17 protein-coding genes and 2 pseudogenes are annotated in these 22,915 nt (G+C 70.7%); 18 read left to right on the top strand and 1 reads right to left on the bottom strand.

From position 1 onward, the window contains the following. Window positions 1-30: 30 nt before the first annotated feature. From CCZ36_RS07215 to CCZ36_RS07155, 13 genes and pseudogenes are all read left to right on the top strand, one after another. Window positions 31-1,746, top strand: a complete 1,716-nt coding sequence (locus tag CCZ36_RS07215) for a UDP-N-acetylmuramoyl-L-alanyl-D-glutamate--2,6-diaminopimelate ligase (protein WP_079149583.1) — start codon at window positions 31-33, stop codon at window positions 1,744-1,746. Between the two features lie 4 nt (window positions 1,747-1,750). After that, window positions 1,751-3,171: pseudogene (locus tag CCZ36_RS07210) on the top strand (UDP-N-acetylmuramoyl-tripeptide--D-alanyl-D-alanine ligase). Next, the gene (gene mraY, locus CCZ36_RS07205) at window positions 3,168-4,238 is read left to right on the top strand and encodes a phospho-N-acetylmuramoyl-pentapeptide-transferase (RefSeq protein WP_030583424.1); all 1,071 of its coding nucleotides are present in this window, start codon (window positions 3,168-3,170) and stop codon (window positions 4,236-4,238) included. Before CCZ36_RS07210 ends, mraY begins: the two are co-directional and overlap by 4 nt. Beyond that, window positions 4,220-5,662 (top strand): UDP-N-acetylmuramoyl-L-alanine--D-glutamate ligase, encoded by a 1,443-nt coding sequence (murD, locus tag CCZ36_RS07200; RefSeq protein ID WP_176735253.1) that lies wholly within the window; start codon window positions 4,220-4,222, stop codon window positions 5,660-5,662. The genes mraY and murD overlap by 19 nt, the downstream gene beginning before the upstream one ends. Window positions 5,663-5,725: 63 nt before the next feature. After that, window positions 5,726-7,171 carry a putative lipid II flippase FtsW gene (ftsW, locus tag CCZ36_RS07195; protein ID WP_206515714.1) on the top strand — a complete coding sequence of 482 codons (1,446 nt, stop codon included), beginning with the start codon at window positions 5,726-5,728 and terminating at the stop codon, window positions 7,169-7,171. A gap of 6 nt (window positions 7,172-7,177) precedes the next feature. After that, window positions 7,178-8,266 (top strand): undecaprenyldiphospho-muramoylpentapeptide beta-N-acetylglucosaminyltransferase, encoded by a 1,089-nt coding sequence (murG, locus tag CCZ36_RS07190; RefSeq protein WP_065490252.1) that lies wholly within the window; start codon window positions 7,178-7,180, stop codon window positions 8,264-8,266. A gap of 62 nt (window positions 8,267-8,328) precedes the next feature. Next, window positions 8,329-9,123, top strand: a complete 795-nt coding sequence (locus CCZ36_RS07185; protein WP_069744444.1) for a cell division protein FtsQ/DivIB — start codon at window positions 8,329-8,331, stop codon at window positions 9,121-9,123. A gap of 276 nt (window positions 9,124-9,399) precedes the next feature. Beyond that, window positions 9,400-10,629 (top strand): cell division protein FtsZ, encoded by a 1,230-nt coding sequence (gene ftsZ, locus CCZ36_RS07180; protein WP_128817232.1) that lies wholly within the window; start codon window positions 9,400-9,402, stop codon window positions 10,627-10,629. Continuing rightward, window positions 10,626-11,366: a peptidoglycan editing factor PgeF gene (pgeF, locus tag CCZ36_RS07175; protein ID WP_128817230.1), complete on the top strand. Its 741-nt coding sequence runs from the start codon at window positions 10,626-10,628 to the stop codon at window positions 11,364-11,366. The genes ftsZ and pgeF overlap by 4 nt, the downstream gene beginning before the upstream one ends. 6 nt (window positions 11,367-11,372) lie before the next feature. After that, window positions 11,373-12,092: a YggS family pyridoxal phosphate-dependent enzyme gene (locus CCZ36_RS07170; RefSeq protein ID WP_128817228.1), complete on the top strand. Its 720-nt coding sequence runs from the start codon at window positions 11,373-11,375 to the stop codon at window positions 12,090-12,092. A 125-nt stretch (window positions 12,093-12,217) separates the two neighbouring features. After that, window positions 12,218-12,859 (top strand): cell division protein SepF, encoded by a 642-nt coding sequence (locus tag CCZ36_RS07165; protein ID WP_030805820.1) that lies wholly within the window; start codon window positions 12,218-12,220, stop codon window positions 12,857-12,859. Window positions 12,860-12,950: 91 nt separating this feature from the next. Then, window positions 12,951-13,235 (top strand): YggT family protein, encoded by a 285-nt coding sequence (locus CCZ36_RS07160; protein ID WP_006123846.1) that lies wholly within the window; start codon window positions 12,951-12,953, stop codon window positions 13,233-13,235. A 49-nt stretch (window positions 13,236-13,284) separates the two neighbouring features. Then, a complete protein-coding gene (locus CCZ36_RS07155) occupies window positions 13,285-14,427 on the top strand; it encodes a DivIVA domain-containing protein (protein WP_128817227.1) in 1,143 nt (380 codons plus the stop codon). 269 nt (window positions 14,428-14,696) lie between these two features. On the opposite strand, the gene ileS is transcribed toward CCZ36_RS07155, so the two are convergent. Next, window positions 14,697-17,840, bottom strand: coding sequence for an isoleucine--tRNA ligase (ileS, locus tag CCZ36_RS07150; protein WP_128817226.1), 3,144 nt, complete (start codon window positions 17,838-17,840; stop codon window positions 14,697-14,699). Window positions 17,841-18,402: 562 nt separating this feature from the next. On the opposite strand from ileS, the pseudogene CCZ36_RS07145 reads away from it, so the two are divergent. The 5 genes and pseudogenes from CCZ36_RS07145 to CCZ36_RS07125 all read left to right on the top strand — a co-directional run bounded on the left by CCZ36_RS07145 (window position 18,403) and on the right by CCZ36_RS07125 (window position 22,900). Next, window positions 18,403-19,067 (top strand): annotated as a pseudogene (locus CCZ36_RS07145) (TraR/DksA family transcriptional regulator). Between the two features lie 59 nt (window positions 19,068-19,126). Continuing rightward, window positions 19,127-19,717: a signal peptidase II gene (gene lspA, locus CCZ36_RS07140; RefSeq protein ID WP_069737803.1), complete on the top strand. Its 591-nt coding sequence runs from the start codon at window positions 19,127-19,129 to the stop codon at window positions 19,715-19,717. A 43-nt stretch (window positions 19,718-19,760) separates the two neighbouring features. Continuing rightward, a complete protein-coding gene (locus CCZ36_RS07135) occupies window positions 19,761-20,702 on the top strand; it encodes an RluA family pseudouridine synthase (RefSeq protein WP_069737804.1) in 942 nt (313 codons plus the stop codon). Next, window positions 20,699-21,184 (top strand): GNAT family N-acetyltransferase, encoded by a 486-nt coding sequence (locus CCZ36_RS07130; protein WP_128817225.1) that lies wholly within the window; start codon window positions 20,699-20,701, stop codon window positions 21,182-21,184. Before CCZ36_RS07135 ends, CCZ36_RS07130 begins: the two co-directional genes overlap by 4 nt. A gap of 129 nt (window positions 21,185-21,313) precedes the next feature. Then, window positions 21,314-22,900 (top strand): Na+/H+ antiporter, encoded by a 1,587-nt coding sequence (locus tag CCZ36_RS07125; RefSeq protein ID WP_128817224.1) that lies wholly within the window; start codon window positions 21,314-21,316, stop codon window positions 22,898-22,900. The last annotated feature ends 15 nt before the right edge of the window (window positions 22,901-22,915 follow it).

Here is a 22,915-nt window from a genome sequence, read left to right as displayed (position 1 = left end):
GCGCGAGCATCTCCTCCAAGGGAACCCTCAGTGACAACGATCACCCCCGACCCCGGGAACCGGAACGAGAACCGCCGGAACCAGGGTCCCTCGCTTCGCGAGAGCCCGCACCGGCCCGGTACGCTCACCGCCGTGCCCCACGCTGATCAGTCCCAAACCTCTCAGAAGGACGCGCCTGTGACCTACCCGGGAGCGCCCCGACCGGACCGGCTCCGGCCCACCCCCCTCGGCGAGCTGGCCGACCGGCTCGCCGTCGAGACCAACGGCAGCGGCGACGTCACCGGCATCACGCACGACTCGCGGGCCGTGCGACCCGGAGACGTGTACGCGGCCCTGCCCGGCGCCCGTATGCACGGCGCCGACTTCGCGGCCCAGGCCGCTGGCCTGGGCGCCGTCGCCGTCCTCACCGACCCCACCGGCGCCGAACGCGCCGCGGCCACCGGCCTGCCGGTCCTCGTCGTCGAGAACCCGCGGGCCGTGATGGGCGAGCTGGCCGCCGACATCTACGGGCGGCCCGGTATCGGCCTGCTCCAGATCGGGATCACCGGAACCTCCGGCAAGACCACCACCGCGTACCTCGTCGAGGGCGGACTGCGCGCCGCCGGACGCCCCACCGGGCTGATCGGCACCGTCGAGATGCGGATCGGCGACGAGCGCATCAAGTCCGAGCGCACCACCCCCGAGGCCACCGACCTCCAGGCCCTCTTCGCCGTCATGCGCGAACGCGGCGTCGAGGCCGTCGCGATGGAGGTCTCCAGCCACGCCCTGGTGCTCGGCCGGGTCGACGGCTGCGTCTTCGACGTCGCCGTCTTCAACAACCTCAGCCCGGAGCACATGGAGTTCCACTCCGGCATGGAGGACTACTTCCAGGCCAAGGCGCAGCTCTTCACCCCCGAGCGCAGCCACCGCGGCGTGGTCAACTTCGACGACGAGTACGGCCGCAGGCTCATCACCGAGTCCGGCGTCCCCGTCACCACCTTCTCCGCCGAGGGCCACCCGGACGCCGACTGGCACGCCGAGGACGTCGAGGTCGGCCCGCAGGACAGCACCTTCACCGCCGTCGGCCCCAAGGGCGAGCGGATCACCGCCCGCGCCCCGCTGCCCGGCCCGTTCAACGTCGCCAACACCCTCGCCGCGATCGTCACGCTGGCCGTCGCGGGCGTCGACCCGCAGACCGCCGCCGACGGCGTCGCCGCCGTGCCCGGGGTCCCGGGCCGGCTGGAACGGGTGGACGCCGGACAGCCCTACCTCGCCGTCGTCGACTACGCGCACAAGACCGACGCCGTCGAGTCCGTCCTGCGCTCCCTGCGCAAGGTCACCGAGGGCAAGGTGCACATCGTCCTCGGCTGCGGCGGCGACCGCGACACCACCAAACGCGGCCCGATGGGCGCCGCCGCGGCCCGGCTCGCCGACACCGCCGTGCTGACCTCCGACAACCCCCGCTCCGAGGACCCCCTGGCGATCCTCGCCGCGATGCTCTCCGGCGCCGCAGAGGTCCCCGTCCACGAACGCGGCGACGTGCTCGTCGACGCCGACCGGGCCGCCGCCATCGCCGCCGCCGTCGCCCGCGCCGAACCGGGCGACACCGTCCTGGTGGCGGGCAAGGGCCACGAGCAGGGCCAGGACGTCCACGGAGTGGTCCGCGCCTTCGACGACCGCAAGGTCCTGCACGCAGCCATCGAACGGTCCCTGGCGCACCCCGGCGCCGACCGTGCCCCTCACCACGAGAACAACAGTCAGGGATGACCAAGTGATCACCCTTTCCCTCGCCGAGATCGCCGAAATCGTCGGCGGGCAGCCGCACGACATACCGGACCCGGCAGTCACCGTGACCGGACCCGTCGTCATCGACTCCCGCGAGGTCGCACCCGGCAGCCTGTTCGCCGCGTTCGCCGGTGAACGGGTCGACGGCCACGACTACGCCCAGCGCGCCGTCGAGGCGGGCGCGGCAGCCGTGCTGGCGGCCCGCCCCGTCGGCGTTCCGGCGATCGTCGTGGACGATGTCGTCGGCGCGCTCGGGGCCCTCGCCCGGGCCGCCGTGGAACGCCTCGGCACGACGGTCGTCGCCCTCACCGGCTCGGCGGGCAAGACGTCCACCAAGGACCTGATCGCGCAGCTCCTCCAGCGCAAGGGCCCGACCGTCTGGACGCCCGGCTCCCTCAACAACGAGATCGGGCTGCCGATCACCGCGCTGAGCGCCACCGCCGAGACCGAGCACCTGGTCCTGGAGATGGGCGCTCGCGGCATCGGCCACATCCGCTACCTCGCCGAACTCACTCCGCCGCGCATCGGTCTGGTGCTCAACGTCGGCTCCGCGCACCTCGGCGAGTTCGGCAGCCGCGAGGCGATCGCCCAGGCCAAGGGCGAGCTGGTGGAGGGCCTGCCCGAGGACGGCTGCGCCGTGCTGAACGCGGACGACCCGCTCGTCCGTGCGATGGCCTCGCGCACCAAGGCCCGCGTCCTGCTCTTCGGAGAGGCCCACGAAGCGGACGTACGGGGCGAGAAGGTCCGGATGACCCCCGACGGGCGGCCCGCCTTCGAGCTCCACACACCCACCGGGTGCAGCGACGTGACCATGCGCCTGTACGGTGAGCACCACGTGTCGAACGCGCTCGCCGCGGCCGCCGTCGCCCATGAGTTGGGCATGTCCGTGACCGAGATCGCCGAGGCGCTCTCGGAGGCGGGCACCCTCTCCCGCTGGCGCATGGAGGTCACCGAGCGCGGGGACGGTGTGACGGTCGTCAACGACGCCTACAACGCGAACCCCGAATCCATGAGAGCCGCACTGCGTGCGCTGGCCGCCATGGGCCAGGCCCGAGGGGCCGACGGGGGACGCACCTGGGCGGTGCTCGGTCAGATGGCCGAGCTCGGTGACGCGTCGCTCGCCGAGCACGACGCGGTCGGACGGCTCGCCGTCCGGCTCAACGTCAGCAAGCTCGTCGCTGTCGGGGGAGAGAAGCCTCCTGGCTGCAACTGGGCGCATATAACGAGGGTTCGTGGGGTGAGGAGTCGGTGCACGTGTCCGACGCGCAGGCGGCCGTCGACCTGTTGCGCAGTGAACTGCGCCCGGGAGACGTCGTGCTGGTGAAGGCGTCCCGGTCGGTCGGCCTGGAGAAGGTCGCCCAGGCACTGCTGGAGAACTCGACCGAGGGCGAGGTCGCCGGCCGATGAGGCAGATCCTCTTCGCGGGGGCCATCGGGCTCTTCCTGACCCTGGTCGGTACCCCGCTGCTGATCAAGCTGCTGGCCCGCAAGGGCTACGGGCAGTTCATCCGGGACGACGGCCCGCGCACCCACGGCAGCAAGAAGGGCACGCCCACGATGGGCGGCATCGCCTTCATCCTGGCGACGATCGTGGCGTACCTCCTCGCGAAGGTCATCACGGGTGAGGACATCCGGTACTCCGGTGTCCTCGTGCTCTTCCTCATGGCGGGCATGGGCCTCGTCGGCTTCCTCGACGACTACATCAAGATCGTCAAGCAGCGTTCGCTGGGTCTGCGGGCCAAGGCGAAGATGGCCGGACAGCTGATCGTCGGCATCGCGTTCGCGGTGCTCTCGCTCCAGTTCCCCAACTCCATGAACTACACCCCGGCCTCCACCCGGCTCTCGTTCGTCGAGGACTTCGGCTGGTCGATCGGCCCGGTGCTGTTCTGTGTCTGGGCGCTGTTCATGATCCTCGCCATGTCCAACGGCGTGAACCTCACCGACGGCCTCGACGGACTGGCCACCGGCGCCTCGGTGATGGTCTTCGGCGCCTACACCTTCATCGGCCTCTGGCAGTTCCAGGAGTCCTGCGCCAACGCGGACAACCTGACCAACCCCAGCGCCTGTTTCGAGGTCCGCGACCCGCTCGACCTCGCCGTCGTCGCCGCGGCCCTGATGGGCGCCTGCTTCGGCTTCCTGTGGTGGAACACCTCGCCCGCCAAGATCTTCATGGGCGACACCGGCTCGCTCGCCCTCGGAGGCGCGCTCGCGGGTCTCGCGATCCTGTCGCGCACCGAGTTCCTGCTCGCCATCCTCGGCGGCCTCTTCGTGATGATCACCATGTCCGTGGTCATCCAGGTCGGTTCGTTCAAGATGACCGGCAAGCGCGTGTTCCGCATGGCGCCGCTCCAGCACCACTTCGAACTCAAGGGCTGGTCCGAGGTCCTGGTCGTGGTCCGCTTCTGGATCATCCAGGGCATGTGCGTGATCGTCGGACTCGGCCTCTTCTACGCGGGATGGGCAGCCAAGAAGTGAGCACCGTGGACTGGCAGGGCAAGCACGTCACCGTCGCCGGGCTCGGCGTCAGCGGAATCCCCGCCGCCCGCGCCCTGCACGAGCGTGGCGCGCTTGTCACCGTCGTCAACGACGGCGACGACGAACGCGCCCGCGCGCAGGCGGCCGAACTGGAGGCGCTCGGCATCACCGTGCGCCTCGGCGACGGCGCGACCCTGCCGCCGTCCACGGAACTCGTCGTCACCGCCCCCGGCTGGCAGCCGGACAAGCCGCTCTTCCTGGCTGCCGCCGAGGCGGGCGTCCCGGTCTGGGGCGACGTCGAACTGGCCTGGCGCCTGCGCGGCGACAACGGCAGGAAGGCCGCCCCCTGGCTCGCGGTCACCGGCACCAACGGCAAGACCACGACCGTACGCATGCTGGCCTCCATCCTGGAGGCGGCGGGCCTGCGCACCGCGGCCGTCGGCAACATCGGCGTATCGCTGCTGGACGCCGTGCTCGGCGAGACGGAGTACGACGTCCTCGCCGTCGAACTCTCCAGCTACCAGCTGCACTGGGCGCCCTCCCTGCGCGCCCACTCCGCCGCCGTCCTCAACCTGGCCCCGGACCACCTCGACTGGCACGGCTCGATGGAGGCGTACGCCGCCGACAAGGGCCGCGTCTACGAGGGCAACACCGTGGCCTGCGTCTACAACGTGGCCGACCCGGCCACCGAGGACCTGGTCCGCGAGGCCGACGTCGAGGAGGGCTGCCGCGCCATCGGCTTCACCCTCGGCGCCCCCGGCCCCTCCCAGCTCGGCGTGGTGGACGGCATCCTCGTCGACCGGGCGTTCGTCGCCAACCGGCAGAAGCAGGCCCAGGAGCTGGCCGAGGTCGGCGACGTCAACCCGCCGGCTCCGCACAACATCGCCAACGCCCTCGCCGCCGCCGCCCTCGCCCGCGCCTTCGGCGTGGAACCGGCCGCCGTCCGCGACGGGCTGCGCGCCTTCCGCCCCGACGCCCACCGCATCGAACACGTCGCGGACATCGGCGAAGTCGCCTACGTGGACGACTCCAAGGCCACCAACACCCACGCCACCGAGGCCTCCCTGGCCGCCTACGACTCCATCGTCTGGATCGCGGGCGGACTGGCCAAGGGCGCCACCTTCGACGAGCTGGTCACCGGCGCGGCGAAGCGGCTGCGCGGCGTCGTGCTGATGGGCGCCGACCGCGCCCTGATCCGCGAAGCCCTGACGCGACACGCCCCGGAGGTCCCGGTGGTCGACCTCGACCGGACCGACACTGGGGCGATGTCCGAAGCGGTCGCGCGGGCCGCCGAGCTCGCCCGGCCGGGCGATACGGTACTGCTGGCCCCGGCCTGTGCCTCGATGGACATGTTCACCAACTACAACAAGCGGGGCGAGGCGTTCGCGGACGCGGTCCGGGCACGCGCCGACGAGAGCGCCTGACCGACCGGGCTCCGCGCCCCGGGTCACGGGCCCCGGGTACGAGCAGTGGAGGGGACAGCGACAATGCCGGCCGACGAGAGATTCGCCGTACGGCGGGAGAGCGCACGGGCCCCGGCACCCCGCCCCCTCACCGCGGCGCCCGCCCCCGCCGGCGTCCCCCTGCCCCCCGGGCTGGCCCTGCGCGGCCGGCTCGCCACCGGCGCCCGGCGCCCCGAGACAGCCCGTGGCTCCGGACGCGGCGGATCCGGCTCCCGTACCCCGCGCTCGGGGCGCGGCGGCGGACCGCGGCGGGCCTACGAGCGGGCGCGGCGGGCCTGGGACCGACCCCTGACCGCCTATTACGTGATCCTCGGCTCCAGCCTCCTGATCACCGTGCTGGGCCTGGTGATGGTCTACTCCGCCTCGATGATCAAGGCGCTGGACATCAGCAAGCCCTCGACGTACTTCTTCGGCAAGCAGTTCCTCGCCGCCGCCATCGGGGGCGGGCTGATGCTGATCGCCGCCAAGATGCCCGTGAAACTCCACCGGGGCCTGGCCTACCCGATACTGATGGTCACCGTCTTCCTGATGGTCCTGGTCCAGGTGCCGGGGATAGGGATGTCGGTCAACGGCAACCAGAACTGGATCTACCTGGGCGGCCCGTTCCAGCTCCAGCCCAGCGAGTTCGGCAAGCTGGCGCTCATCCTGTGGGGGGCGGACCTGCTGGCCCGCAAGCAGGACAAGCGGTTGCTGACGCAGTGGAAGCACATGCTCGTGCCGCTCGTCCCGGTCGCCTTCATGCTGCTCGGACTGATCATGCTCGGCGGCGACATGGGAACAGCGATCATTCTCACGGCGATCCTGTTCGGTCTGCTCTGGCTGGCCGGCGCCCCCACCCGCCTCTTCGCCGGAGTCCTCGGCTTCGCCGCCGTCCTCGCGTTCCTGCTGATCAGAACCAGCCCCAACCGGATGTCCCGGCTCGCCTGCATGGGTGTGAGCGAGCCAGACCCGGAGGGCGGCTGCTGGCAGGCGGCCCACGGAATCTATGCTCTGGCGTCCGGCGGATGGTTCGGTTCCGGGCTGGGTGCGAGTGTGGAAAAATGGGGCCAACTCCCGGAACCTCACACCGACTTCATCTTCGCGATCACCGGTGAGGAACTGGGTCTGGCGGGGACGCTGTCCGTGCTCGCCCTCTTCGCGGCTCTAGGCTATGCGGGTATCCGCGTGGCCGGACGTACGGAGGACCCCTTCGTGAGGTATGCCGCGGGAGGCGTGACCACGTGGATCACGGCCCAGGCCGTGATCAACATCGGTGCGGTGCTCGGCCTGTTGCCGATCGCCGGGGTCCCGCTCCCGCTGTTCTCCTACGGGGGATCGGCCCTGCTGCCGACGATGTTCGCGGTCGGGCTGATGATCGCCTTCGCACGGGAGGACCCCGCGGCGAAGGCGGCCCTGGCCATGCGGAGGCCCGGGGTGAGATGGAAGACGATGAGACGGCGCGTCAAGAAGCGTTCGTCCGGAGAGCGGTGAATTTCGGTGCATGTCGTACTCGCCGGCGGGGGGACCGCCGGACACATCGAGCCCGCGCTTGCCCTCGCAGACGCCCTGCGCAGGCAGGACCCGACCGTGGGAATCACGGCCCTCGGAACGGAACGCGGCCTGGAGACCAGGCTCGTACCCGAGCGGGGGTACGAGCTGGCACTCATCCCCGCCGTGCCACTGCCCCGTAAGCCCACGCCCGAACTGATCACCGTCCCGGGCCGGCTGCGCGGCACGATCAAGGCCGCCGAGCAGGTCCTGGAGCGCACCAAGGCGGACTGCGTGGTCGGCTTCGGCGGCTATGTGGCCCTGCCCGGCTACCTGGCCGCCAAGCGGGCCGGGGTGCCGATCGTGGTCCACGAGGCCAACGCCCGCCCGGGCCTGGCCAACAAGATCGGCTCGCGGTACGCCCACGGGGTCGCCGTCTCCACCCCGGACAGCAAGCTGCGCGGCGCCCGCTACATCGGCATCCCGCTGCGCCGCACCATCGCCACCCTGGACCGCGCCCGGGTCCGCCCCGAGGCCCGCGCCTCCTTCGGCCTCGACCCCAACCTGCCCACGCTGCTGGTCTCCGGCGGCTCGCAGGGGGCGCGCCATCTCAACGAGGTGGTCCAGCGGGTCGCGCCGCTGCTCCAGCGCTCGGGGATCCAGATCCTCCATGTGGTCGGCCCGAAGAACGAATTGCCGCGCATCGACAACATGCCCGGGATGCCGCCCTACATCCCGGTACCGTACGTGGACCGGATGGATCTCGCGTACGCCGCGGCCGACATGATGCTCTGCCGTGCGGGCGCGATGACCGTCGCCGAACTCTCCGCCGTCGGGCTCCCCGCCGCCTACGTCCCGCTGCCCATCGGCAACGGCGAACAGCGGCTCAACGCCCAGCCGGTGGTCAACGCCGGCGGCGGCCTGCTGGTGGACGACGCGGCGCTCACCCCCGAGTGGGTGCAGTCCAACGTCCTGCCGGTGCTGTCGGACCCCCACCGGCTGTACGAAATGTCCCGCGCCGCCGCAGAGTTCGGCCGGCGCGACGCCGACGACCTGCTCGTCGGCATGGTGTACGAAGCGATCGCCTCGCGTCACTAGGCGTGCGGCGCGATGCGGTGCGGACCCGGGGCGGGCGTCCCGGGTCCGGCGAAGGAGCGAGCGTGGCCGGACCGACGACCGCCCAGCGCGGTGCACCCGGGCGGGCGGACACCTCCGCGCGCCCGCCGCACATCGGCCCCGAGGGGTCCCGGAGCAGCCGTCGGCTGCTGCTGATCCTGATCGGCGCCGCGGCCGCCCTCCTCATCGCGTTCGTGATCTGGGCGCTCTACGGGTCCTCCTGGTTCCGGGTCGAGAAGGTCACCACGAGCGGCGCCGAGGTTCTCACGCGCGAAGAAGTGGAAGCGGTTGCCGCGACACCGATCGGCGCCCCGCTGGTCTCCGTGGACACCGACGCGATGGAACACCGGTTGCGCCAGAAGTTGCCCCGTATCGACAGAGTTGATGTCGTTCGGTCCTGGCCGGACGGAATCAGCCTTAAGGTGACGGAGCGAAAGCCGGTCCTTCTGGTCGAAAAGGGCGGGAAGTTCGTGGAAGTGGACGCCAAGGGCGTGCGCTACGCCACGGTGGACACGGCGCCGAAGGGTGTGCCCCTGCTGGAACTGAAGCCCGAACCGTCCGCGAGCCTCCGCCGCTTCGGGGGTGACCGTCTGTTGCGGGAAGCGGTCCGGGTCACCGGCGACCTTCCTGCGGCCGTCGCCAAGGACACCGAGGTCGTCCGGGTCGCCTCGTTCGACGCGATCTCCCTGCGGCTCGCCCGGGATCGCGAGGTGATCTGGGGCAGCGGCGAGAACGGCACGGCGAAGGCGCTCGTCCTCACCGCGCTCATGAAGGCGGCGCCCAAAGCGGGACAGTTCGACGTAAGCGCTCCCACCGCCCCGGCGGTATCGGGGAGTTGACGGGTATTTGTGCTGGCCAGCACCCTGGTTGGTCAGCGCTACGGGTGATCACATAGGGTGAAAAGAAAAACGGGAGGTTCGGCGTGTTCGTTGAACGTGCGCCACTTGTCGACTTAGTGTCCTGTTCGGAAGAGTCCAGGAAGCAGACACACTGGTAACCCTAAACTTCAGCGTTAGGGTTTGGGTCGGCGTTCGGACCGTCCCCATCGACATCAGTCGTCGCCGCGGGGCCACCGCAGAGCGACGACACGTAACTCGAGGCGAGAGGCCTTCGACGTGGCAGCACCGCAGAACTACCTCGCAGTCATCAAGGTCATCGGTGTCGGCGGCGGTGGTGTCAATGCCATCAACCGAATGATCGAGGTCGGTCTCAAGGGCGTCGAGTTCATCGCGATCAACACGGACGCACAGGCCCTGTTGATGAGCGACGCCGACGTCAAGCTCGACGTCGGCCGCGAACTCACCCGGGGCCTCGGCGCCGGGGCGAACCCGGCCGTCGGTCGTAAGGCGGCAGAGGACCACCGTGAGGAGATCGAGGAGGTCCTCAAGGGGGCCGACATGGTCTTCGTCACCGCCGGAGAAGGCGGCGGCACCGGCACCGGCGGCGCACCCGTCGTCGCCAACATCGCCCGCTCGCTCGGCGCCCTGACGATCGGCGTGGTCACCCGCCCGTTCACCTTCGAGGGCCGGCGGCGCGCGAACCAGGCGGAGGACGGCATCGCCGAACTCCGCGAAGAGGTCGACACCCTCATCGTCATCCCCAACGACCGCCTGCTGTCCATCTCGGACCGCCAGGTCAGCGTGCTCGACGCGTTCAAGTCGGCCGACCAGGTGCTGCTCTCGGGTGTCCAGGGCATCACCGACCTCATCACCACCCCGGGCCTGATCAACCTCGACTTCGCCGACGTCAAGTCGGTCATGTCCGAGGCCGGATCGGCACTCATGGGCATCGGCTCGGCGCGCGGCGACGACCGCGCGGTGGCGGCGGCGGAGATGGCGATCTCCTCGCCCCTCCTGGAAGCCTCCATCGACGGCGCCCGCGGGGTCCTGCTCTCCATCTCCGGCGGCAGCGACCTCGGTCTCTTCGAGATCAACGAGGCCGCCCAGCTGGTGAGCGAGGCGGCCCATCCCGAGGCCAACATCATCTTCGGCGCCGTCATCGACGACGCCCTGGGCGACGAGGTCCGGGTCACCGTGATCGCCGCGGGCTTCGACGGCGGTCAGCCGCCGGCCCGCCGGGAGAACGTCCTCGGTGCGAACAGCGCCAAGCGCGAGGAGCCGGCCGCCCCGGCCAGGTCCGCCCCCGAGCCCGCGCGTCCGTCCGGCGGACTCGGTTCCGTGCCCCCGCGCGAGGAGAGCCCGGCCCCGGCCGAGCCCGCCCCGGCGCCGGCTCCGGCCTCGGGTGAGAGCACGCTCCCGCCCGTCTCCCCGCCGCACGTCCCGCCGGCCCGTCCCTACCAGGACACCCAGGCCGAAGAGCTGGACGTACCGGACTTCTTGAAGTGATAGATCAGCACCGGACGGAAACCGTCACGGGCAGCGCTCATTTCGCCTTCACCGACCGGTGGGGCGGAGTGAGCGCCGCTCCGTACGGCGAACTCAACCTCGGCGGCGCGGTCGGAGACGACCCCGCCGCCGTCGGCGCGAACCGGGAGCGTGCGGCGCGCGACCTCGGTATCGACCCGGCGCTCGTCGTCTGGATGAACCAGGTGCACGGCCGGGACGTCGCGGTGGTGGACGGACCCTGGGGTACGGACGCGGAGATTCCGGCCGTGGACGCGGTGGTGACCGCCCGGCGCGGGCTGCCGCTCGCGGTCCTCACCGCCGACTGCACGCCCGTCCTCCTCGCCGACCCGGTCGCCGGAGTCGTCGGGGCGGCGCACGCCGGGCGGCCGGGACTGGTCGCCGGAGTCGTACCGGCGGCGGTCGAGGCGATGATCGCGCTCGGCGCAGACCCCTCCCGGATCACCGCGCACACCGGACCGGCCGTCTGCGGACGGTGCTACGAAGTACCGGAGGAGATGCGGGCCGAGGTCGCCGAGGCCGTCCCCGGCACCTGGTCCGAGACCAGCTGGGGAACGCCGGCGGTGGACGTCACCGGCGGGGTCCACGCCCAGCTCGCCGCTCTCGGTGTGACGGACCGGCACTCCTCGCCGTACTGCACCCGGGAATCGGGCGACCACTTCTCGTACCGCCGCGACCGCATCACCGGGCGGCTCGCCGGATATGTCTGGTTGGACTGATAGGGCATGACGGACCGTAAGGCTCAACTCGCGGCGAATCTCGCACAGGTGGAGGAAAGGATCGCCTCCGCCTGTGCCGCCGCGGGTCGCGGGCGTGAGGAAGTGACCCTGATCGTGGTCACGAAGACCTACCCCGCGAGCGATGTGCGGATCCTGCATCAACTCGGTGTGCGCCATGTCGCGGAGAATCGTGACCAGGACGCCGCTCCCAAAGCGACCGCTTGTGCGGATCTTTCGCTGACATGGCACTTTGTCGGACAATTGCAGACGAACAAGGTTCGTTCTGTGACCGGTTATGCCGATGTGGTGCAGTCGGTGGACCGCGCCAAGCTGGTCACCGCTCTCTCCGCCGCCGCGGTGCGCGGGGAGCGCGAACTCGGCTGTCTGATCCAGGTCGCGCTGGACGCGGAGAGCGGCGAGCGCGGTGAGCGCGGCGGTGTCGCGCCGGACGGGGTCGAGGAGTTGGCGGCCGCGATCGACTCGGCTCCCGGACTCCGGCTCGACGGGCTGATGACCGTGGCGCCGCTGGCCGGGGAGTACGCCGGCCGGCAACGGGCCGCGTTCGACCGGCTGATGGAAATCTCATCCCGCCTGCGCGCCGGTCATCCGGCTGCCACCATGGTCTCCGCCGGTATGAGCGGGGACCTGGAGGACGCGGTGGCGGCCGGAGCGACACATGTACGCGTCGGTACGGCGGTACTCGGAGTCCGACCCCGGCTCGGGTAACGTCGCGAAGCAAGTCGGACCACAGCAGAAAATATGGTCATTCCCACTTCTAGCGGGCAGACCACAGTGGATCGCTGGCACTTGGTGACGAATGCCGATCCACCACAGAGCGGAGGACTCGGAGCATGGCCGGCGCGATGCGCAAGATGGCGGTCTACCTCGGCCTCGTGGAGGACGATGGGTACGACGGTCCGGGGTTCGACCCCGACGACGAATTCGAACCTGAGCCGGAGCCCGAGCGCGACCGGCGGCGGCACCAGCCCCCGCACCAGGTGGAGAGAGACCGGGAGCGCGACCGCGAGCGGGAGCGCGAAAGGGATGAACCGGTACGAGTAGTGCAGCCGCCCGCCCAGCGCGAGCCGGTTCAGCTCCCTGCGGAAAGCGTGCGACCCGCCCGGATCGCACCCGTGGCATCCATCACACCTGAACGCCCGAACATGGAGAAGAACGCACCGGTGATCATGCCCAAGGTCGTGTCCGAGCGGGAGCCGTACCGCATCACCACGCTGCACCCCAGGACCTACAACGAGGCCCGTACCATCGGGGAACACTTCCGTGAGGGCACTCCGGTGATCATGAATCTCACGGAGATGGACGATACGGACGCGAAGCGACTTGTCGACTTTGCCGCAGGACTCGTCTTCGGTCTCCATGGCAGCATTGAACGCGTGACGCAGAAGGTGTTCCTGTTGTCGCCTGCTAACGTCGATGTCACGGCGGAGGACAAGGCCCGCATCGCAGAGGGCGGATTCTTCAACCAGAGCTGAGAACACGACACCGGGAACGACCCGGCCGCGAGGCCGGTGCCGGCCGAGAGGCCGGAGCTGACGAGAGCCAGGGGAGAGGGAAGCGCGAGACATGGGCGTCGCACTGGATGTGGTCTATATCGCGCTGATGTGTTTCCTCATCGTGCTGATCTTCCGGCTGGTCATGGACTACGTCTTCCAGTTCGCACGTTCATGGCAACCCGGCAAGGCGATGGTGGTCGTACTTGAGGCCACCTACACTGTCACCGATCCACCGCTCAAGCTTCTGCGGCGGTTCATTCCGCCGCTGCGTCTCGGGGGCGTGGCACTCGACCTGTCCTTCTTCGTTCTGATGATCATCGTCTACATCCTGATCAGCGTTGTGGTCAGGTTGTGAGCGATACGGTCTTGCCGACTGCCGACGACTACGTAGAGGTGAAGAAGAGATGCCGTTGACCCCCGAGGACGTGCGGAACAAGCAGTTCACGACCGTCCGCCTCCGAGAAGGCTATGACGAGGACGAGGTCGATGCCTTTCTCGACGAGGTCGAAGCGGAGCTGACCCGTCTGCTCCGTGAGAACGAGGACCTGCGCGCCAAACTGGCCGCTGCGACGCGCGCCGCCGCGCAGAACCAGCAGCAGCAACAGCAGCAGCAGGGCATGCGCAAGCCCCCGGAGCAGCAGGACCGCCCCGGCGCGCCCGTTCCCGCCGCCATATCTGGACCGCCGCAGCAGCAGCAGCCCCCGCAGATGGGTCCGCCCCAGCTGCCCGGTGGCGCGCCGCAGCTGCCCGCAGGTCCCAGTGGCCATGGCCCCCAGGGTGGCCACGGTCCCGGTCCGCAGGGCCCGCACGGCCCCGGCCCGATGCAGGGCGGTCCCATGGGCGGCCCGATGGGCGGCCCCATGGGTCAGCACCCCCAGCAGCAGATGCAGCCGCCGCAGATGCAGCAGCAGGGGCAGGGCCCCGGTGGCGACAGCGCCGCCCGTGTCCTCTCTCTCGCGCAGCAGACCGCCGACCAGGCGATCGCGGAGGCCCGTTCCGAGGCCAACAAGATCGTCGGCGAGGCGCGCAGCCGCGCCGAGGGCCTGGAGCGCGACGCACGTGCCAAGGCCGACGCCCTGGAGCGGGACGCGCAGGAGAAGCACCGTGTGGCGATGGGCTCGCTGGAGTCGGCCCGCGCGACGCTGGAGCGCAAGGTCGAGGACCTGCGTGGCTTCGAGCGCGAGTACCGTACGCGTCTGAAGTCCTACCTGGAGAGCCAGCTGCGTCAGCTGGAGACCCAGGCGGACGACTCGCTCGCCCCGCCGCGGACGCCGGCCGCCGCTTCGCTGCCGCCGTCCCCCTCGCTGGCCCCGGCCGGTGCGGGTGCGATGGGCCACTCCATGGGCGGCTCCAACCACGGTGGCCACGGCGGCCAGCAGATGGGTGGCGGTCAGTCGATGGGCAGCGGACCGTCCTACGGTGGTCAGCAGCAGATGTCGCCGGCCATGACGCAGCCGATGGCGCCGGTGCGGCCGCAGGCGCCGCAGCCGATGCAGCAGGCGCCTTCGCCGATGCGTGGGTTCCTGATCGACGAGGACGACAACTGAGCGGTGTGCGCTCGCTGAGCGCGTAGCCGTCGGCAGGCAAAGGGCCGGGCCCCGGGATTTCCCGGGGCCCGGCCCTTTGCCGTGGGTCCTGAACCGCCGGACGGGCTGGATATGGCCCGGCCTGGGGTTCTCGGGCGCGGAAGGGCACATCCAGCCTCGTCGGCGATCGAGGCGCGGGGGTTCGGGGGCGGAGCCCCTGAGGAGGTACGGGAAAAGCCCGCCGGAATCGTTCCGGCGGGCCCTTCTCCTCTTCGTGCGGGCTGCTTCCCTTACCGCTTGCGCAGGCGGAACGTCAGCGCCAGGCCCTCGTCCTCGAACGGCGTGCCGTACGTCTCGTCCGCCTCTCCCTCCGCGTAGTCCACGGCCAGGACCTCGTCCGAGATCAGGGGGGCGTGCTCCGTGAGCGCCTCCCGCGTGGCCTCGGACGTCGACGTCCAGCGGACGGCGATGCGGTCCGCCACGTCGAGCCCGCTGTTCTTGCGGGCCTCCTGGATCAGGCGGATCGCGTCACGGGCCAGGCCCGCCCGGCGCAGCTCGGGGGTGATCTCCAGGTCCAGGGCCACTGTCGCGCCCGAGTCCGAGGCGACCGACCAGCCCTCGCGCGGGGTCTCCGTGATGATCACCTCGTCGGGGGAGAGCGTGATCTGCTCGCCCTCCACCTCCACCGACGCCGTGCCTTCGCGCAGGGCGAGGGAGAGCGCGGCCGCGTCCGTGTTCGCCACCGCCTTGGCCACCGCCTGCACGCCCTTGCCGAACCGCTTGCCCAGCGCCCGGAAGTTCGCCTTCGCCGTGGTGTCGACCAGCGAGCCGCCCACCTCGGAGAGCGAGGCCAGCGATGTGACGTTCAGCTCTTCCGTGATCTGCGCCCGAAGGCCGGCGGGCAGCGCTTCGAAGCCGTTCGCCGCTACCAGGGCCCGGGACAGGGGCTGGCGCGTCTTCACGCCCGACTCCGCCCGCGTCGCCCGGCCCAGCTCCACCAGGCGGCGCACCAGCGCCATCTGGGAGGAGAGGGTCGGGTCGATCGCCGAAACCTCCGCCTTGGGCCACGACGCCAGGTGCACCGACTCCGGGGCGTCCGGCGTGACCGGCGCGATCAGGTCCTGCCACACCCGCTCCGTGATGAACGGGGTCAGCGGGGCCATCAGCCGGGTCACCGTCTCGACGACCTCGTGCAGCGTGCGCAGCGCCGCCTTGTCGCCCTGCCAGAAGCGGCGGCGCGAGCGGCGTACGTACCAGTTGGAGAGGTCGTCCACGAACGCCGAGAGCAGCTTGCCGGCGCGCTGGGTGTCGTAACCCTCCATCGCGACGGTCATCTGGTCGACCAGCGCGTTGAGTTCGCTCAGCAGCCAGCGGTCCAGGACCGTACGGTCCGCCGGCGCCGGGTCGGCCGCCGACGGGGCCCAGGACGAGGTACGTGCGTACAGGGCCTGGAATGCCACCGTGTTCCAGTACGTCAGGAGCGTCTTGCGGACGACCTCCTGGATCGTGCCGTGGCCCACCCGGCGTGCCGACCACGGGGAGCCGCCCGCCGCCATGAACCACCGCACCGCGTCCGCCCCGTGCTGGTCCATCAGCGGGATCGGCTGGAGGATGTTGCCCAGGTGCTTGGACATCTTGCGGCCGTCCTCGGCCAGGATGTGGCCCAGGCAGACCACGTTCTCGTAGGACGACTTGTCGAAGACCAGCGTGCCGACCGCCATCATCGTGTAGAACCAGCCGCGGGTCTGGTCGATGGCCTCCGAGATGAACTGCGCCGGGTAGCGGCTCTCGAAGATCTCCTTGTTCTTGTACGGGTAGCCCCACTGCGCGAACGGCATCGAACCCGAGTCGTACCAGGCGTCGATGACCTCCGGGACGCGATACGCCTCCAGCTGGCAGTTCTCCTGCGTGCAGGTGAAGGTGATCTCGTCGATGAAGGGGCGGTGGGGGTCGAGGGACGACTGGTCCCTGCCGGTGAGTTCACTCAGTTCGGCGCGCGAGCCCACGCACGTCAGGTGGTTGTCCTCGCAGCGCCAGATCGGCAGCGGCGTGCCCCAGTAGCGGTTACGGGACAGCGCCCAGTCGACGTTGTTGTTCAGCCAGTCGCCGAAGCGGCCGTTCTTGACCGAGTCCGGGAACCAGTTGGTCTTCTCGTTCTCCTGGAGGAGGCGGTCCTTGATCGCCGTCGTCCTGATGTACCAGGACGGCTGCGCGTAGTAGAGCAGCGCTGTGTGGCAGCGCCAGCAGTGCGGGTAGCTGTGCTCGTACGGGACGTGGCGGAAGAGCTTGCCGCGCGCGTCCAGGTCCGCGGTGAGCGCCTCGTCGGCCTTCTTGAAGAAGACTCCGCCGACCAGGGGGAGGTCCTCCTCGAACGTGCCGTCGGGGCGGACCGGGTTGACCACCGGGAGGCCGTAGGAGCGGCAGACCACGAGGTCGTCGGCGCCGAACGCGGGGGACTGGTGGACCAGACCCGTACCGTCCTCGGTCGTGACGTACTCGGCGTTGACCACGTAGTGCGCCTCGGCCGGGAAGTCGACCAGCGTGAAGGGGCGTTCGTAGGTCCAGCGCTCCATCTCGGCGCCGGTGAACGACTGGCCGGTCACCTCCCAGCCCTCGCCGAGCGCCTTCTCCACCAGCGGCTCGGCGACGACCAGCTTCTCCTCGCCGTTTGTCGCGACGACGTAGCGGACCCCGGGGTGCGCGGCGACCGCCGTGTTGGAGACCAGCGTCCACGGGGTGGTCGTCCAGACCAGCAGTGACGCCTCGCCGGCCAGCGGGCCCGACGTCAGGGGGAAGCGGACGAAGACCGAGGGGTCGACGACCGTCTCGTAGCCCTGGGCCAGCTCGTGGTCGGACAGGCCCGTGCCGCAGCGCGGGCACCAGGGGGCGACCCGGTGGTCCTGGACCAGCAGGTCCTTGTTGAAGATCTCCTTCAGCGACCACCACACGGAGTCCACGTACTCCGGGTCCATCGTGCGGTAGGCGTCGTCCAGGTCGACCCAGTAGCCCATGCGGGTCGTCAGCTCGGCGAACGCGTCGGTGTGCCGGGTCACCGACTCGCGGCACTTGGCGTTGAACTCGGCGATGCCGAACGCCTCGATGTCCTTCTTGCCGTTGAAGCCCAGCTCCTTCTCCACCGCGAGCTCGACCGGCAGGCCGTGGCAGTCCCAGCCGGCCTTCCGGCCGACGTGGTAGCCCTGCATGGTGCGGAAGCGGGGGAAGACGTCCTTGAAGACGCGGGCTTCGATGTGGTGGGCGCCCGGCATGCCGTTGGCGGTGGGCGGGCCCTCGTAGAAGACCCACTCGGGGCGGCCCTCGGACTGCTCCAGGCTCTTGGCGAAGACCTTGTTCTCCCGCCAGAAGTCGAGCACGGCGTGCTCCAGCGCGGGCAGGTCTACCTGGGCGGGTACCTGGCGGTACTGCGGCGATGTCATGTGCGGCTTCCTCCGGCGGACGTCTTCCACTTCCGTCGGAGGGACGAGAGCGTCTCGGCTCCCGCGGTACCACCCTCCTTGGCCCCGGGCACAGCCCGTGGCCCCCTCATTGGGGTCGCGATGCCGGGTCTAATGGCCCGGTGCCCGTGGGCGGAACCCACGTGTTCCGGGCGTTCTTCCGGCGGCTCAGGGGTGATCTTCACATCGCGCTCGCCCCCGGGCTCCCACCGTCCCCGGGTCGCTGCTGGCTGCGTACGGCGCTACTCGTCCCGTCGATGCCTCTCGCTGGGGCCAGTGTACGGGCCCGTACGGGCGACGGCCGACCGGTTTATCGAGGCGCGCGGGCGTGACCCGAGTGGCGGGACGGGGTACAAGCACTTCCCGGCGAGGCCCGGGGGACGGATTACCGGGCGGGGAGCTGGGAACAACGGAGGCAGGCGCGCCACGACCGGACACGGGGGAGGTGAGAGGGCGGCGTGCCCCGTTGCCGCGGGACTGGAGTCGATTTATCGTCCCAGCACGATTCGCGAGCAAGATCACCACATGTGAAAGGGCCGCGGCCATGGTGGCGAAGAAGGCAGCGAAGAAGACGGTGAAGAAGACCGCCCCCAAGAAGACCGCGGCCAAGAAGGCGGCGGCCGGCGACAAGCCCGCCGCCAAGAAGAGCACCGCTGACAAGACCGCGAAAACGGCCGCACCGGCGGCCACGGAGGCGGCCCGGGCCGCCGAGCAGACGGGAGCCCCCACGGTGGTAGCCAAGAAGAGCGCGAGTCGTCCCGCAGCAGGCGCACAGGCCACGGCCCCCGTGCCGCCCGCCCGTGCCGTCGCCCCGGACGAGCTGGCCGTCCGGCCCGGGGAGGATCCCTGGACACCCGAGGAGGTCACCGAGGCCCGCACCCTGCTGAGCAGCGAGATCCTGCGGCTCCGCCGTGAGCTGGAAGCCTCCGGTGCGGCCCTCGCCGGGCTGATGCGGGACTCCGGCGACGGCGCGGGCGACGACGAGGCCGACACCGGCACCAAGAACATCACCCGCGAGCACGAGCTGTCGCTGGCCGCCAACGCCCAGGAGATGCTGGAGCAGACCGAGCGGGCGCTCGCCCGGCTGGAGGCCGGGACGTACGGACTCTGCGAGGTCTGCGGCAAGCCGATCGGCAAGGCGCGCATGCAGGCCTTCCCCGGGCCACCCTGTGCGTCGAGGACAAGCAGAAGCAGGAGCGGCGCGGCTGATCCGCACAGGTGTGTCGTACCCTCGTCCGAAGGCAGGCACCTAGGGTTGAGGGACTCACGTGGCAGAGGCGGAGCGCATCATCGGTACGCCGGACAATCCCGAGGCCGAGGGCACGGACGAGGGCGGCAGCACGGCCGCCGACGCCGCCGTCAACGCGGGCCGGGGCAAGCGGAAGGTCCTCGTTCTCCTGAGCGTGGCCATCGTGGCCTATCTGCTCGACCTGGTCACGAAGATGATCGTGGTCGCCAAGCTGGAGCACCAGCCGCCGATCGACATCATCGGCGACTGGCTGCAGTTCCGGGCGATCCGGAACGCGGGCGCCGCGTTCGGGTTCGGCGAGGCGTTCACGGTGATCTTCACCATCATCGCCGCAGGTGTGATCGTGGTGATCGTCCGGCTGGCCCGCAAGCTCTACAGCCTGCCGTGGGCCATCGCCCTGGGGCTTCTCCTGGGCGGTGCGCTCGGCAACCTCACCGACCGGCTCTTCCGGGCGCCCGGCGTGTTCGAGGGCGCGGTGGTCGACTTCATCGCCCCCAAGCACTTCGCCGTCTTCAACCTCGCCGACTCCGCCATCGTCTGCGGCGGCATCCTCATCGTGATCCTGTCCTTCAAGGGCCTGGACCCCGACGGGACCGTCCACAAGGACTGACGGGGCTGCACGGGCAGCGTGTCGCGCAAGGCATACTCGACTGGTGAGTACGCATCCCGAGATCCGCACCCTGCCCGTACCCGACGGCCTGGAGGGCGAGCGCGTCGACGCCGCCATCTCCCGGATGTTCGGTTTCTCCCGCACCAAGGCCGCCGAGCTGGCCGCAGCCGGGAAGGTCCAGGTGGACGGTTCGGTGGCCGGGAAGTCCGAGCGGGTCCACGGCGGCGCCTGGCTGGAGGTCGAGATGCCGGGGGCGCCCGCTCCCGTCCAGATCGTCGCCGAGCCCGTCGAGGGCATGGAGATCGTCCATGACGACGACGACATCGTCGTCATCATGAAGCCGGTCGGCGTCGCCGCCCACCCCAGCCCCGGCTGGACCGGCACCACCGTCATCGGCGGCCTCGCCGCCGCCGGCTACCGGATCTCGACGTCCGGCGCCGCCGAGCGCCAGGGCATCGTGCACCGCCTCGACGTCGGCACCTCCGGCCTGATGGTCGTCGCCAAGTCCGAGCGCGCCTACACCCTGCTCAAGGCCCAGTTCCGCGACCGGGTCGTCGACAAGAAGTACCACGCCCTCGTCCAGGGCCACCCGGACCCGATGAGCGGCACCATCGACGCCCCCATCGGCCGCCACCCCAACCACGACTACAAGTGGGCGGTCACCGCCGAGGGCAAGCCGTCGGTCACCCACTACGACCTGATCGAGGCCTACCGCGCCGCCAGCCTCCTCGACATCAAGCTGGAGACGGGCCGCACCCACCAGATCCGGGTCCACATGTCCGCCCACCGACACCCCTGCGTCGGCGACCTCACCTACGGCGCCGACCCGACGCTGGCCAAGCGCCTGGGGCTGACCCGGCAGTGGCTGCACGCCGTCCGCCTGGGCTTCGAGCACCCGGCCGACGGGAGCTGGGTGGAGTTCTCCAGCACCTACCCGGCCGACCTCCAGCACGCCCTCGACACCATCTCCGCGGAGAGCCAGTGACCGGCGCGCCCTCCTCCTACAGCACGCGCAGGGCCGTCGAGGAGAGCGACCTCGCGGCCTGCTTCCAGGTCCGCAAGGACGTCTTCGTCGGCGAGCAGAACGTGCCCGAGGAACTGGAGTACGACACCTACGACGCGACCGCCGTGCATGTCCTGGCCGTCGCGGCGGACGGCACCGCCCTCGGCACGGGGCGGCTGCTGCACGGCGCGGACGCGGCCGGGAAGACCGGCGGCGACCCGGCCGTCGGCTCGCTGGGCCGGCTCGCCGTGAGCCGGGAGGCGCGCGGCCTCGGCGTCGGCGCGGCCCTCGTACGGGCCATCGAGGACGAGGCGCGGGCGCTCGGCCTGGCCGCCGTCGACCTGCACGCACAGACGCACGCCCTCGGCTTCTACGAGCGGCTCGGCTACGTCGCGTACGGCCCCGAGTTCCCCGACGCGGGCATGCCGCACCGGGCCATGCGGCGGGAGTTCCGCCCGGCCTGAGGGCCGGAATCCGGCGGGATCGGCCGGTTCCCGGGGGGATCTGCGGAAACGCGCGCCCCGCGTGGCAGGGTGGAAGCCCTGTTCGGCCGCTCGTGACCTGCCGGACCCGCATGCTCCGGAAGGCCCGCCGTGGAACAGATGACCCTGCTGCTCCTGCTGCTGCTCGGAGCCGTGGTCACGGTGCCGCTCGGCGACCGGCTGGGGCTGCCCGCGCCGGTGCTGATGACGCTCGCGGGCATCGCGATGGCGTTCACGCCATTCGTCCCGAACGTGGACGTGCCGCCGGAGATCATCCTCCCCGCGCTGCTCCCGCCCCTGTTGTACGCCACCGTCCAGCGCACCTCCTGGCGGCAGTTCGCCGCCAACAAGCGTCCGATCTTCCTGCTGGCCGTGGCCCTCGTCTTCGTCACCACGGCCGCCGTCGCCGCGGTCGCCAACTCGATCGTGCCGGGGCTGCCGATCGCCGCCGCCGTCGCGCTCGGCGCGCTCGTCGCCCCGCCCGATCCGGTCGCGGCGACGGCCGTCGCGGGCTCGGTGGGGCTGCCGCGTCGGCTGGTGTCGATCCTGGAGGGCGAAGGCCTCTTCAACGACGTGACCGCCATCGTGCTCTACCACGTGGCCATCGCCGCCGCCGTCAGCGGCACCTTCTCGCTCCCCGAGGCCTTCGGGCTTCTGATCCTCTCGGCTGTCGTCGCGGTCGCCGTCGGTCTCGCGATCGGCTGGCTCACCATCAAGCTGATGAACCTGCTCGGCGATGCCACGCTCCAGGTCGGGCTGACCCTGCTGGTGCCGTTCGTCGCCTACGTCCTCGCGGAGGAACTGGAGGGCTCCGGCGTGCTGGCCGTCCTGACCGTCGCGCTGTTCCTCGCCGAGCGCACCGCCGACGCCGACGACGTACTGGGCCGGCTCACCGGACGTACCTTCTGGGACATCGTCGACACCCTCGTCACCGGGGTCGCCTTCGGGTTGATCGGCCTGGAACTGCACTCCGTCTTCGGCACGGCCGACGGGCACGCCCTGGAGATGGTCGGCTGGGGGCTCGCGATCGTCGCCGTCGTCGTGGGCGTACGGCTGCTGTGGCTGCTGCCCGCGACCTGGCTGGCCAAGCGGCTGCACACCCGGCGGGACGTCAGCGAGGAGATCCCCACCAGCTGGCGGGAGACCGTCGTGATGTGGTGGGCCGGGATGCGCGGGGTGGCCTCCGTCGCCCTGGCGCTGGCGATCCCGCTGGAGACCGACGACGGGCAGCCCTTCCCCGGCCGCGAGGAGATCATCTTCATCGCGTTCGCGGTGATCATGGCCACCCTGGTCTTCCAGGGGCTCACCCTGCCCTGGCTGGTGCGCAAGCTGAGCGTCGGGGCCGACACCGCCGCAGAGGAGGCCCTGGAGCGGGACCTCGCGATCCGGGCCGCCAAAGCCGCCAAGTACCGGCTCAAGGAGATCCAGGAGGTCGAGGAGTTCCCCGAGGAGGTCGTGGAGCGGCTCCAGCGTGCCGCGTACGACATCGGCGCCCGGATCAGCCCCGACATGATCGACGAGGAGCGGCGCGAGGCCTACGCCCAGCGGGCGCAGCGCTTCAAGGCGATCAGCCGCGTCCAGCGCGAGATGATGTCGGCCGCCCGCCACGAGGTGCTCTCCGCGCGCAGCGAGCCCGGCTCCGACCCGGAGGTCGTGGACCGGGTGCTGCGGTACCTGGACTTCCGCTCGCTGCGGTGAGCCGGTGACGGGCGC

This window comes from Streptomyces sp. S063 (assembly GCF_002832675.1).
GTDB classification, from domain to species: domain Bacteria; phylum Actinomycetota; class Actinomycetes; order Streptomycetales; family Streptomycetaceae; genus Streptomyces; species Streptomyces sindenensis.
Note: the sequence above shows the minus strand (reverse complement) of the source record. Positions and strands in the feature narration are given on the sequence as shown.